Origin of the sequence: Streptomyces endophytica (genome assembly GCF_026153355.1) — a bacterium.
Classification (GTDB): Bacteria; Actinomycetota; Actinomycetes; order Streptomycetales; family Streptomycetaceae; genus Streptomyces; species Streptomyces endophytica.
The window spans coordinates 2185578-2198504 of the sequence record NZ_CP110636.1; the positions used below are offsets into that span (position 1 = coordinate 2185578).

Genomic DNA, 12927 nt, shown 5'->3' on the forward strand with positions numbered 1-12927 from the left:
CTCCTTCCTCGGTGCCACCACGCCCAAGATCGAAAAAGCCCGGGTTTCCGCACTTCACCGCCCTGTCCGCTCTCCACCCGCTAGGGTTCCCCCACACATGGCGAGTATGTGACGTAGCGCACACGGCGTACAGGGGGCCGCCGGGATTCACTCCCGCGCGCGGTCGTACGCAACCGGGCGCCCTCGGGCTCGTGGTGGATCGGTGGACCGGCACTGTGGCGGATCCGCGGACCGGCACGTTGTGGACGTCGAGAGGGGAAGCGGCGGCCGGGTGAGGTCGTCCGCGCACCGGGGCCGAGCGGTCGATCCGCCGGCTCGCGACGGCGCCGGCGGATCTGCCTGCCGGCCGTAACGGTCCCCCGGCAGCGGGAATTCGGGTCAGAGGCGGCGTATCCGTGCGGCGATCCCATGGCCGACCAGGAGGTAAATCACTGCGGGCAGACCGAAATTGAGGAATACCCGCAGGCCTTCGGTGTCCATGGTGAAGATGTCCTGGGACCAGCCGGCGAGCCAGCCGGCCAGGCCGTGCACAGAGCCGACGAAGACATTTCCCCGGTTGGCCTCCAGCAGGTACAGCAGGATCCACAGGCCCAGAATGCCTGCGGCGATGTCCGCGATCGTGTGGATGACCAGGGCCGTCCGGTGTGCCCCGGAGCCGTCCCGGCCGCGCCGGTGGATGTCGGGATGAGTGCTGTAGGGGCCGTAATTGTCGTTTACCGGCATGGGGTCATGAGGGCTGTTCATGCCCCCTTACTTGCCTCGCCCGAGTACCCGAAACCCCTCTTGAACCTGCGATTGCATATCGGTTTCGAGATCCCTGCCCGGGTGCTTCGAACTCTCTTTTCCTGCCGTGTCCTGAATGCGACCGGTATATTTCCCGCTATTTTTCCCGCTATTTTTCGCGCTCGGGGGAAGCGGGCGCCGGATCCCCCTCGTCACACCCGGCGCCCCGCCGCCCCCGCCGGTCCTACGGGCGGAACGGCCGCACGGCGGTCGGGCCGTCGCTGACGTGCAGGAGCGCGTCCGCCGCGTCGAGGGTCGCCCGGTCGAGCGGGAAGTAGCCCTGCTGCGGGGTGGTATCGGTCCGTGTACGGACGGGAGTTGCCGTGGCGGCCGCGGTGACCGTACGGGCCGCGGTCAGCCCCCAGCCGGTGATGCGGTCCTGCAGGATCGCCTCCCAGGTATCCGCCGCCGGCTCCCCCAGCCCGAGGACGTCGCTGCTGCCCAAGGTGCCGAGGACGACGGTGTACCGCTCGTCCAGCAGACACCCCACGATGGCGCCGGCGGAGAACCAGTCGAGGTCCCTGCCCGCCATCGGCATGGTGCTCCGGTTCTTCTGCAGGTGGAGGTTGTGGGCGAAGACCAGCGTCGGCCCCCGCCGGGCCTCGATGTCGCGCACGTCGAGGAGGTTCTGGGCCATCAGCGCGTCCCGGGTGGCCAGCAGCCCGCAGATCCGGGCGCTCTCGTCGATGCGCTGTGCCGACTGCTTGTGGTAGCGCAACAGGCCCAGCCCGGCCGTGAGGTGTGTCCTGGCCCGGAACCACTCGGCACGTGACGTCGTCGCGATCAGCTCCGGGGCGCGCGCATGGAGCTCGGTGAGCATGTCGTCCGCGAGCGTCCGGAGCTTCTCGGCCTCGGCCGTGTCACCGATCGACATCGCCGGGTCCAGGATCGCCTCCGTGCGGCTCCACCGCTCGTCCTCCCCGGCGAGGCCCGCGAGATCGACATCGAGGTCGGGCTTCAGATAGTCGCGGGCGTATTCGAGGTAGCGCCGCGGGCTGGGTGCGCTGAAGTTCTCCATCTCGGCGTCGATGCCGTGGAAGGCCAGGCGCTCCTCCGCCGGCCGGCCTTCGTTGTGCTCGCGCATCCAGGCAACGAGCTGCCTGTTGGCGAGCACCTCCCCGAAGCCGGTCGAGAAGCCCTCGCTCATCACTTCGTCGAGCGTTCCGGGTCCCCCCTGGACGAAGTCGTTCACCCGCAGCGCCGGCACCCGGTCGATCTCCAGCGCGATCGACCGGAAGCCACGGTCGGCCAGCTGGACGAGCAGCTCGTTCCGCAGCCGCCCGAAGGCGGGCTCCAGGTGCGTCGGCTCACCGAGCGCCAGCAGCTCACATGACGTACTCACGAAGTCTTGCATGTCCTGACTCATGAGCCTCAATCGTATCCTTGAAAGGGCGGTTGATACTTTTCTCATTCCTGCCCAAGTACTGCACGACTGGCTCCGCCCAAAGTCTCAAACAGGTGGTAACCATGCGCCCCTCCGACCTCGCGCGCGAGCACGGCATCTCGACCCAGGCGGTCCGCAACTACGAACGGGACGGTTTCCTCCCGCCCGCGGAGCGCACAGGGAGCGGTTACCGCATCTACACCGAGGTGCACGCGGCGGCGCTCCGCGCCTTCCTCGCCCTCATCCCGGGCTACGGGCACGCGGCCGGCGGCCAGATCATGAACGCGCTCCACCGCGACGCCGTCGATGACGCCCTGGTGCTCATCGACCGCGGCCACAGCCAGTTGCTCCGCGACCGCGAGACCCTCGACGCGGTGCGCAGAGCGGTGGATCACCTGACGGCGGAGTGGGACGCCACCACGGAATCCTCGGCGGCCCCCGCCGCCCGCACCGTCGGCGAACTCGCCCACCAACTCGGCGTCACCCCGGCAACCGTGCGCAACTGGGAGGACGCCGGCATCCTCACCCCGCCCGCGACCCGCGCACCGGACACCGCATCTACCGCCCGAGCGACATCCGCGACGCCGAGTTCGCCCACCTCCTCAGGCGCGGCGGCTACCTGCTGGACCACATCTCCGCCGTGGTCCAGCAGATCCGCACGGCCGGCGACACCGCGACCCTGTCCGCCGCCCTGGACGACTGGCACTACAAGCTCACCGCCCAGGGCCTCGCCATGCTCCACGCATCCACCCACCTCAGCCACTATCTGGCCCTGCTCAACACCCCTGCGGCACAGCCGTCGACGCGGACGCAGGGTCGACCACCACACCCCCGTCCCACCTGATCGGACCGGGCACAGGATGTCGGGTGCGGCATGCTGCGGTGTTCCTGGCGTGAGGCGCGTCAAGGGAAGGGGACCGGAGTGCTGGAGCGGTTGAACGAGGCGCTGGAACACATCGAGTCGCATCTCGACCAGCGGATCGAGGTGGCCGAGCTGGCGCGGATCGCGGTGACGTCGGAGTACCACTTCCGCCGGCTGTTCTCCGCGCTGGCGGGGGTCTCGCTGTCGGAGTACGTCCGGCGCAGACGGCTCACCGTCGCGGGGGCCGACGTGCTCGCGGGGGAGCGGACGCTGCTGGAGATCGCGGTGCGCTACGGCTACGGCTCGGGGGAGGCGTTCGCGCGGGCGTTCCGTACCGTGCACGGCATCGGACCGGGCGAGGCCCGGCGGACCGGCGCGGCGCTGCGCTCCCAGCCCCGGATGTCCTTTCGCCTCATCGTCGAAGGGAGTAGCAGCATGCGCTATCGCGTGGTGGAGAAGGGGGAGTTCCGTGTCGTCGGCAAGAAGGCCCGCGTCCCGCTGGTCCATGTCGGGGTGAACCCGGCGATCGCGGAGTTCATCCGGGGCATCGACAAGGAGACCGTGGGGCGCATCAACGCGCTGTCGGACCAGCAGCCGGAGGGGATCGTCTCGGTCAGCGACGACCTCGACCCGAGCCGGGCCGAGGGCACCGAACTCGACTACTACCACGGCGTGGTGACCGGGGCGGACGTGCCGGAGGACCTGGACGCGCTCACCGTCCCCGCGGGGACCTGGGCCGTCTTCGAGAACTCCGGACCGTTCCCGCAGGCACTCCAGCTCCTGTGGCGGGACGTGTTCACGCAGTGGTTCCCGTCCAACCCGTACCAGAGCAGGCAGGGACCCGAGATCCTGCGCGCCCGTCTGTCGCAGGACGCGACGCGGGCGGACTCGGAACTGTGGATCCCGGTGGAGCGGACCGGAGCCTGAGCACAGCGGCGCGGCGGCGTCCCGTCCCGGGATGCCGCCGCGCGGGCGGGCTCGTGCGCGGCCTTCCCGCTGCCGTCAGCCGCGTCCGGTGAACGGCTGCCCGACGCCGAGCCGGCGCAGGTCGGCGAGGACCTTGGGGTCCTGGGCGTCGAGCCAGTCGCAGAGCTGGCGGAAGGAGACCAGCCGGACGTCCTTGTGCTTCTCGTCGGCGATGTGCTTGAGCGCTTCCTCGACGGCGTCCATGTAGATGCCGCCGTTCCACTGCTCGAAGTGGTTGCCGATGAAGAAGGGCGCCCGGTTGGTCTCGTAGGCCCGCTGGAAACCGGCGATGTACGCCCCGGCGGCCTGCTTGCGCCAGCCCGGGTAGTTGGCCGGCGGGGCCTTGGTGGAGTTCTTCGACTGGTTGGCCATGATGTTGTAGTCCATCGAGAGGACCTCGAAGGAGTGGCCGGGGAAGGGCATCTGCTGGAGCGGGAAGTCCCACAGGCCCTGCCTCTTGACCGGCCAGACCTGCAGGCCGCCGGGCGAGCTCGCGTCGTACCGCCAGCCCCGCTTCCTCGCCGTGGGCAGCAGGTTGTCCTGGCCGAGCAGACACGGCGTGCGGCCGCCGACCAGCTCCTTGCCGTAGTCGAAGGGCAGCGCTTCGAGGTCGGTGAAGCCGGTGTTCGTCCGCCACTTGGTGACGAACGACACGGCCTGCTCGATTTCGTCGTCCCACTGGGCGGGCGTCCAATGCTTCACCGAGCCGTGGCTCTCACCGCAGAAATGGCCGTTGAAGTGCGTGCCTATCTCATGGCCCTCCAGCCAGGCCGCCCGCACATTCTTCAGGGTCTCCCTGATGTGGTCGTCCTTGAGGTAGCCGATGGCGGAGGCGCCGACGGGGTTGTTCGGCGGGCGGTACATACGCTTCTTCGACTCGGGCAGCAGATAGAGCCCGGAAAGGAAGAAGGTCATCGAGGCATTGTGGTCGCGGGCGAGTTTGCGGAACCGCGGAAAGAGACCATTGCCCACCTCGCCCGCACCGTCCCACGAGAAGACCACGAACTGCGGCGGCTTCTGCCCCGGCCGCAGCCGCTCCGGCCTGGGCGGTTGCATGGGCTGCTGCCCGGTGTACGCGGTCGAGCCGTCGCCTATCGGCTTGCCCTGCGATCCCCTCCCGGAATTGCTTCCGACCGTGCCCGAGGCCGACGACCCGGCGGTGGAGCAGCCGGCGACGGACAGCGCGGCCGCCGCTCCCGCGCCGAGCCCGAATATTCGGCGGCGGCTGAATTCACGCATGACGATCCCATCGCATTGGTTCGAAGTTCTGGTAGGTGGCGCGCCCAGCGAAGTGGGACACCCAAAGAGAGGGGACAGCGGATACCGAGGTTCCACCGCGCCCCGAGAAGGCGGCCGAGAAGAGCACGAGAGGCAGAAAGAGGGGCAGAACGAGGGGCAGAACGTGAGGCAGAACGTGAGGCGGAACGTGAGGCGGAACGTGAGGCGGAACGTGAGGCGGAACGTGAGGCCCGACCAACGCCCTTTGGACGCGTACGACTCTCGCGGCGAGCGCTAGCGCACCGGTAGCGCACCGGTAACGCCCCACTAACAAGCGCTGCCGTGCGGCCGGCGAGGCCGTCGGTCCCGCCCGCGGTACCCGCCTCCGGTGCCGTGCCCCGCTCCCGTCGCGGTCCTGAGCGAAGGCCCGATGCCGGCCTCGGGAAGTACCCCGAGGTTTTCTGTTATCCGGCCAGGGCGGGAGGATCCCCAGGCATGGCACGACCGATCGCCGGGCCGATGGCACGACCGATCGCACGACCGATTGCACAGCGAGGAAGGAAGCCGGAACGTGAACCCACATCCTGGAGCAGCGACTGTGGTGGCCGCGCGTGCTGGGGATCAGCAGGCGCAGGACGAGCTGGTGACCGGCTTTCTGCCGCTGGTCTACAACATCGTGGGCCGCGCACTCCGCGGCCACGCCGACGTCGACGATGTGGTGCAGGAGGTCATGCTCCGCATGCTGCAGGGGCTCGACGGGCTGCGCGATCCCGACCGGTTCCGCTCCTGGCTGGTGGCCGTGACGATGAACGAGATACGCCGGCACTGGCACCGCAGGCAGGCGTCACCGACCGACACCAGGGTGGACGACGTCGCGGACGTCGCCGACCCCGCCACCGACTTCGTCGATCTGACCATCCTCCGCCTGGGCCTCGCCGGACAGCGCAGGGAGGTCGCCGAGGCGACCCGGTGGCTGGACGAGAACGACCGGGCACTGCTGTCGCTGTGGTGGCTGGAGGCCGCGGGCGAGCTCACCCGTGAAGAGGTCGCCGCCGCCCTGGAGCTGACCCAGCAGCACACCGCGGTACGGGTGCAGCGGATGAAGGTCCAGCTGGAGACGGCCAGGGTCGTCGTGCGTGCGCTGTCGGCGGAGCCGCGCTGCGGGGAACTGCTGGCGATGGTGGCCCACTGGGACGGCGTCCCCTCCGCACTGTGGCGCAAGCGAATAGCCCGGCACGCGCGCGGCTGCGCGGCGTGTTCGGGGTACTGGATCGGGCTGGTCCCGGCGGAAGGGCTGCTCGTCGGTCTGGGTCTGGTGCCGCCGGCGGCCGGTCTGCTCTGGCTGGTGTCCGGCAGCCACGGCGCGTCCGTCGTCAACATCGCCTCCGTCGCCTCCCAACAGGACATTCCCGGCACCGGCGGCGGGCAGGTGGCCAAGGCGGCAGTACGGCGGGGAGCGCATCGCGCGCCCAAGGCGGGCGGCAGGGGCGTCCGCCGGATGCTGCAGGCCCGCCCCCGGGGCGCGAGCGCGATGGCCGGCGGCGCCGCGGTGACCGCCACCGCTGCCGCGGCCGCCCTGACCCTCACCCTCGTCCCCTCCGGCGGCGGCCACGACACCACGAGCGCGGCGGCCCTGCCCCGCAGCGTGCCCGCCACGACGTCGCCGAGCTCGCCCAGCCCGGAACCCTCGGTCCGTCGTTCCACCAGCACGCCTCCCGCGCGTCCCAAGGCCGCGCCGAGCCGCCGGGAGACCCCCGCGGCGAGCCGCGACGAACGGCCCGCCCGTCCGCCGCTGACCCCGTCGCCGACCCCGACGCCCCGGCCGAGCCGGACGGTCGACCCCGCCCAGCAGGTCCTCGCCCTGATCAACAAGGCGCGGGTCGACCACGGTCTGCCGCCCTACACCCTCGCCACCGGTCTCACCCGCAGCGCCCAGGCCCACAACACCGCGATGGACGGCGGATGCGGCCTGTCCCACCAGTGCCCCGGTGAAGCGCCGCTGGGCGACCGGGAGACGGCCCAGGGCGTGCACTGGGGGGCGGCCGGGGAGAACATCGGGCAGGCCTCGGCGGGGCCGGACCCGCAGCAGATCGCCTCCGCCGCCGTCGGCCTGACGCAGTCCATGCTGGACGAGAAGCCGCCCAACGACGGACACCGGCAGAACATCCTGAGCTCGACGTTCCGCCACGTCGGCATCGGCGTCCACCGGGACGCCAACGGCACCGTCTGGCTCACCCAGGACTTCTCCGACTGACCCAACTCCCCTCCCCGACAAGGGAATTTTCTTTCCGGCACCGCATTCCTGTTATCCCTCGCGACCTGAGGAATCTCCCTCACTGTCAGGTCCCTGACAGCACAGGATTCCGAAGGAACGAGGACATCGATGAGTCACGGTTCGCACCGGTGGAAGGCGATGGGCGGCAGGTCGCGTGCGGTGATCGCGCTCGTCTCGGCGGGGGTGGTCGGCGCGGTCACCGTCGGTGTGTCGTCGGCCGCCACCGAGACGACCGGCCCCCGGAAGACCGCCGACCACCGTGCGGCCACCGCCGGGGCATCGCAGATACCGGATGCCGGGGCCGGCAAGCCGAAACGCTTCGCCACCGGCGCGGTGCCGTCCAAGGAGAACGGGCGGACGACCGCGCTCGGCAAGGCCCTCAAGCCCAGGCTGGCGGCGCTCGCGCCCGGCGCCCTGGTCGGGGCGAAGCCCTCGACGACCCAAGCCGCCCTTCCCGATAGCGTCGACCTGAGCAAGTACGCGCCCGCCCCCGGCAACCAGGGCCAGGTCGGTTCCTGCGCCGCCTGGGCAGTCGACTACACGGCCTACGGCCTCCTGGAGCGCGAGCAGAAGATCTCCGGCGGCCCCCAGGCGCCCATGTTCACCTACGCGCAGGTCGTCAAGGGGCAGCAGCGCGGGACCTCTTTGGCCGATCACTTCCGGATCGCCATGAAGCAGGGCGTCGACGCCAAGTCCCACTACTGGCAAGGGGACTTCGACTACACCACCCAGCCGACCGCCGCCGAGACGAGAAACGCCGCGAAGTGGAAGCTGTCCGGCTACACCCCGCTGCACACCGGAAGCCGGTTGCAGGCCGAGGTGAAGGCGGCGCTCGCCAAGGGTCTGCCGGTCACCGTCGCGATGCCGGTCCACAACAGCTTCTTCGCCGTCACCCCCCGGACGGCCGCTTCCTACCGCTACTCCCTGACGGCCGGTGACCCCATGGCGGGCGGCCACGCGATGGCCATCGTCGGCTACAACAGCAAGGGCGTGCGGGTGGAGAACTCCTGGGGCTCCGGCTGGGGCGACCACGGGTTCATCAACCTGTCCTGGAAGTTCCTGACCGACCAGGCATGGGAGGCCAACGCGGTCGGCAAGCTCATCAAGCGCTGAGCCCCGCGCCCCACATGACGTACTGAGCCTGCGCCCCACATGACGTACTGAGCCCGCGCCCCCCACATCACGCACGGGCCCGCGTCCCCCCACCACGCACCGAAGCAGGCCCGGCAACACACAAGGCCCCGGTCACCGACCGGGGCCTTCGCCATGGAGCGGGCGACGAGAACCGGACCCGCCCGCCGAGGGGGACCTAACTCACCCTTGTCCTTCTTCACTTTGTACAGCTCGAGATCCCGGTTCACGAACAGGTGCACATAGCCGCAGTTCCAGCAGACCAGCCCGGTCGCCGACTCGTTCGCCCAGCCGAAGCCCATGATCTCCATGCCGGAGCTGTTGAGCTTCACCTCACGGTCCCGGAACAGATCGCCCTGACAGAAGGTGCACTTGACCCACACCTCGCCGACCGCCGCACGCACAGGCTTGGCCATACCCACACCCCTCCCAAGAGCAACCGGAGTGGCGCACCGTCTCGCACCCACCGCGCAGCGGTCAGCATAATCAGCGCCCCGAACCGGCCGTGACCCGGAGGGACAACGGAGAGCGTCTCCCCCCCCGCTGGCCCGGTCAGGAAGGTGCGCACCGGGCTCATCGCGGCGGCTTCCTCTCCTCCTCAGGTGACCTGCCCGCATGACATTTGTCCTGCCTGACCGGCGACAGTCGGACCTGCCGGCGTCTCGCCCTCGCGCGAAGAATGGTTTTCGTCCTGAGGAGGAACGAGACCATGAACATGCGGACGCCGGTGAGCATCGCCGAGAAGAGCCCGGTGCCGACCGGTGAAGCGGAGGCTGCGCGGGCGGGCGAATCGGCAGTCGGCTGACGACGCACTCCCGGCCGGGAAATGGTCCGGACTTTCCTCGGGGACGTGGCGGTCCCGCTCGGCCTCTACTAAAGCGCCGACTGGCTGCCGCGGGTGAGGCCGTGGGGGCGTGAGGCCGTGAAGGCGTGAGGGCGTGAGGCAGTGAGGCCGTGAGGGCGGGAACCGGCGGGCGGGGATCGCGGGCGGGGGCCGCGGGCGGGGAGGTTTCGCTGTCGCGCGAGATGGGGATGACGTCGCTACCGAACCAAACGGGCTGCCCATCCCTTCTCGGGGGTGCGCAGCCCGCCGTGTTGAGGTGATCTGCGGCCTGCGGCCGCGGCTGTGGTGTGTGGTGCCCCGGACAGGGATCACCGGACCTGTGCTCTTCCCCGCGCAGGGGTGTGCCGGGCCCCGGGCGGCCCCCACCAAAGGGGTCCCACATGAATACCCACGTTCAGTCGCCGTGCCAGGATCTCCTGTGCACGGCTCTCCTCCCCGGCCAGGCACAACCGGCCGCCGAGGCGGGGGCGGTGCACCGGACGGCGGCGCCGGTGCGCACCTTCCTGGCGGTCACGTCCATCCCCGTCGGAAGCAACCCGGTCGGGCTGGCGTTCATCCCCAACGGCGACCTCTACGTCGCCAACTCCGGGTCGAACAATGTGTTCACCATCGACACCGCCACGGACACCGTCATCGGCGCCGCGATCCCCACCGGCACCACGCCGGCCTGGCTGACAGTTGCGCCCAACGGCAACGCCTACGTCCCCAACAACATCTCCAACAACGTGACGGTCATCAACACCGCCACCAGCACCGTCCTCACCACGATCGCCCTCAGCGGCGGCCCCGCGGCGGCGGCGGTCATCCCCAGCGGCAACGTCTACGTCAGCCGCTTCGGGGCGAACAACGTGCAGGAGATCGACACCACCACCAACACCATTGTCGGCGCCGCGATCCCCACCGGCAGCGGCCCGGTCGGGATCGCGGTCGCCCCCAACGGCAAGGCGTACGTCGCCAACCGGAACGCCAACAACGTGACGGTGATCAACACCGCCACCGCCACCGTCATCACCACGATCCCCGGCTTCAACCAGCCGAACTTCGTGGCGATCGGCCCCAACGGCAACGCCTACGTCGCCAACATCGGGTCGAACAACGTGTCCGTGATCGACACGACCACGGACACGATCACCACCACGATCCCGGTCGGCACCAACCCGTGGGGCATCACGGTCGGCCCGGACGGCAACGCCTACACGGCCAACCGCGGGTCGAACAACGTGTCGGTGATCGACACCACCACCAACACCGCCATCGGCGCCCCGATCGCCGTCGGCAGCCAGCCGATCGCCCTGGTGGTCGCGCCCAACAACAAGGTCTACGTCACCAACATCGCCGGGGCCAGCGTCAGCGTCATCCAGTTCGACCCGACGATCAGCAGCATCACCCCCAACTCGGGGCCCATCACGGGCGGCACGGTGGTGACGATCACCGGCACCAACCTGACCGGGGCGAGCGTCGACATCGGCGGCAACCCCGCGACCGGCGTGACGGTCAACGCCACCGGTACGCAGCTCACCGCGACCACTCCGCCCGGCGCGGCCGGCCCCGCGGACGTCACCGTCACCACCCCTGGTGGCAGCGCCACTCTGGTGGGCGGCTTCACCTACTTGCTCCCGGTCCACGCCACCTCGCTGACCGCGACCCCGGCGCTGAGCAAGCTGTTCCCGCCGCACGTGTACTTCCCGTTCCTGACGGCCACGCTGACCGACCAGGTCACCGGCCTTCCGGTGCCCAACCAGCCGATCCTCTTCAAGGCCGGCAGCAACGTCCTGGGCATCGCCAACACCGACGCCCAGGGCGTCGCCCGGGTGAACGAGACGCTCACCCTGACCCTCATCCTCCGCAACAACGGCTATGAGGTCAGCTTCGCCGGCGCGGTCACCCCGACGGCCATCCTGTCCCCGTCCAGCGCCAGCGCACCGGTCATCGAACCCTGACGCCCAGCCGGTGCCGGGACGGCTCCGCCACCCTTCCGTGCGCTCCGGCACAGGAGCGCACGGAAGGATCTCCCGGTACCGGAGAGACCCGGGCCCAGACCTCACATGGTCATGCACGGCGTGACGTGAGCGCCTCGTCAACAACCCGCTCGCTGTGGGCTTTTCCCAGAGACGGCCACACGGAGCGCGCACCCGCACCGAAGAGACCTGAACAACGAAAAAGCCCCAGGTCTCCGACCTGGGGCTCCCATGTGGAGCGGGTGACGGGAATCGAACCCGCGCTCTGAGCTTGGGAAGCTCATGTTCTACCATTAAACTACACCCGCGTCATTCCGTCTCTTCCGAGAGCGGAACATCGTCGCACACTCTACCCCATCGCCGCCCCGCGGTGCATTTGGCATGTCCGGATGGGGCGGGAAGAGGGGGCGGCGCGGAGGCGCGGTCCGCGTGGGATGCGGGTGTGCGGGGCGGGAGTTGGGGCGTACGGTGGGGGCCCGGAGTGCCGCGTGTGGTGGCGCCCAGTTCATCCCCTAATGTGGCTTTTGTTGTCCACGCAGTTGGGAGAGGGACTTGATGGAGCGCACCGTCGTACGTTGTGCCGAGGGCCACGTGTTCAGCACCGCTTCGTTCCCGATGCAGACCACCGACCGGCTCGGTCCCGGACGGCTGTTGCGCTGCCCGCGCTGTGCTCGGCTGCGGCATTCGGTGCCCGTCGAGCACGCGAAGCGGTAGTGATCAACCCGTAGCGGTGGTGATCCACGGCGTCGAGCGCGCGTGGATCGATCGTCCGAGAGCGGTGGGCCCGGTCCCTGGTGGGGCCGGGCCCTCGTCGTGCGGTGGGGGTGGTGCGGGCGCGTATCCTCGTCTGCGTGCTTCTCTCAGACAAGGACATCCGGGCCGAGATCGATGCCGGCCGGGTGCGCATCGACCCCTATGACGAGTCGATGGTGCAGCCGTCCAGTATCGACGTGCGTCTCGATCGCTACTTCCGGGTGTTCGAGAACCACCGCTACCCGCACATCGACCCCGCCGTCGAGCAGCCCGACCTGACCCGTGAGGTGGTTCCGGAGGGCGACGAGGCGTTCATCCTGCACCCGGGCGAGTTCGTGCTGGCCTCGACGTACGAGGTCATCAGCCTGCCCGACGACGTCGCCTCGCGCCTGGAGGGCAAGAGCTCGCTGGGGCGGCTCGGGCTGCTGACGCACTCCACCGCCGGGTTCATCGACCCGGGGTTCAGCGGGCACGTGACGCTGGAGCTGAGCAACGTGGCCACGCTGCCGATCAAGCTGTGGCCGGGCATGAAGATCGGGCAGCTGTGCATGTTCCGGCTGACCTCGCCGGCCGAGCACCCCTACGGCAGCGAGCGGTACGGCTCCCGCTACCAGGGGCAGCGCGGCCCGACGCCGTCCCGGTCGTTCCGGAATTTCCACCGTACGAAGGTGTGAGGCCGCCCACGGCGGGGGGCGCCGTGGGCCGGGCCCGGGCCGTGGGCCGAGGGCCAGGTCGTAGGTCGAAACAGAGAAG

At 69.7% G+C, this 12927-nt stretch carries 8 protein-coding genes, 1 tRNA gene and 1 pseudogene; 6 read left to right on the top strand and 4 right to left on the bottom strand.

Annotated elements, in window-relative coordinates; genetic code table 11:
- Positions 1-378: 378 nt before the first annotated feature.
- The gene (locus tag OJ254_RS09875; RefSeq protein WP_265362043.1) at positions 379-723 is read right to left on the bottom strand and encodes a hypothetical protein; all 345 of its coding nucleotides are present in this window, start codon (positions 721-723) and stop codon (positions 379-381) included.
- A 244-nt stretch (positions 724-967) separates the two neighbouring features.
- The gene (locus OJ254_RS09880) at positions 968-2149 is read right to left on the bottom strand and encodes an erythromycin esterase family protein (RefSeq protein ID WP_265362044.1); all 1182 of its coding nucleotides are present in this window, start codon (positions 2147-2149) and stop codon (positions 968-970) included.
- A gap of 101 nt (positions 2150-2250) precedes the next feature.
- Here OJ254_RS09880 and OJ254_RS09885 point away from each other — a divergent pair.
- A pseudogene (locus tag OJ254_RS09885) lies at positions 2251-3011 on the top strand (TioE family transcriptional regulator).
- A 78-nt stretch (positions 3012-3089) separates the two neighbouring features.
- Complete coding sequence (locus tag OJ254_RS09890) at positions 3090-3956, top strand: AraC family transcriptional regulator (RefSeq protein ID WP_265362045.1); 867 nt, start codon at positions 3090-3092, stop codon at positions 3954-3956.
- 75 nt (positions 3957-4031) lie between these two features.
- On the opposite strand, the gene OJ254_RS09895 is transcribed toward OJ254_RS09890, so the two are convergent.
- Positions 4032-5234, bottom strand: a complete 1203-nt coding sequence (locus OJ254_RS09895; RefSeq protein ID WP_265362046.1) for a polysaccharide deacetylase family protein — start codon at positions 5232-5234, stop codon at positions 4032-4034.
- A 580-nt stretch (positions 5235-5814) separates the two neighbouring features.
- On the opposite strand from OJ254_RS09895, the gene OJ254_RS09900 reads away from it, so the two are divergent.
- From OJ254_RS09900 to OJ254_RS09910, 3 genes are all read left to right on the top strand, one after another.
- Positions 5815-7467 carry a sigma-70 family RNA polymerase sigma factor gene (locus OJ254_RS09900; protein WP_265362047.1) on the top strand — a complete coding sequence of 551 codons (1653 nt, stop codon included), beginning with the start codon at positions 5815-5817 and terminating at the stop codon, positions 7465-7467.
- A 129-nt stretch (positions 7468-7596) separates the two neighbouring features.
- On the top strand, positions 7597-8601 hold the full coding sequence (locus OJ254_RS09905; RefSeq protein ID WP_265362048.1) for a C1 family peptidase: 1005 nt from the start codon (positions 7597-7599) through the stop codon (positions 8599-8601).
- A 1242-nt stretch (positions 8602-9843) separates the two neighbouring features.
- Complete coding sequence (locus OJ254_RS09910; RefSeq protein WP_265362049.1) at positions 9844-11403, top strand: virginiamycin B lyase family protein; 1560 nt, start codon at positions 9844-9846, stop codon at positions 11401-11403.
- 252 nt (positions 11404-11655) lie between these two features.
- On the opposite strand, the gene OJ254_RS09915 is transcribed toward OJ254_RS09910, so the two are convergent.
- Positions 11656-11729: transfer RNA gene (locus tag OJ254_RS09915), tRNA-Gly, on the bottom strand.
- Between the two features lie 543 nt (positions 11730-12272).
- Here OJ254_RS09915 and dcd point away from each other — a divergent pair.
- The gene (gene dcd, locus OJ254_RS09920) at positions 12273-12848 is read left to right on the top strand and encodes a dCTP deaminase (RefSeq protein ID WP_261956870.1); all 576 of its coding nucleotides are present in this window, start codon (positions 12273-12275) and stop codon (positions 12846-12848) included.
- The last annotated feature ends 79 nt before the right edge of the window (positions 12849-12927 follow it).

Coding starts and splice junctions, on each gene's coding strand:
- OJ254_RS09910 (WP_265362049.1), top strand. CDS start 9,844: ATGAATACCCACGTTCAGTCGCCGTGCCAGGATCTCCTGTGCACGGCT.
- OJ254_RS09875 (WP_265362043.1), bottom strand. CDS start 723: ATGCCGGTAAACGACAATTACGGCCCCTACAGCACTCATCCCGACATC.
- OJ254_RS09880 (WP_265362044.1), bottom strand. CDS start 2,149: ATGAGTCAGGACATGCAAGACTTCGTGAGTACGTCATGTGAGCTGCTG.
- OJ254_RS09895 (WP_265362046.1), bottom strand. CDS start 5,234: ATGCGTGAATTCAGCCGCCGCCGAATATTCGGGCTCGGCGCGGGAGCG.
- OJ254_RS09905 (WP_265362048.1), top strand. CDS start 7,597: ATGAGTCACGGTTCGCACCGGTGGAAGGCGATGGGCGGCAGGTCGCGT.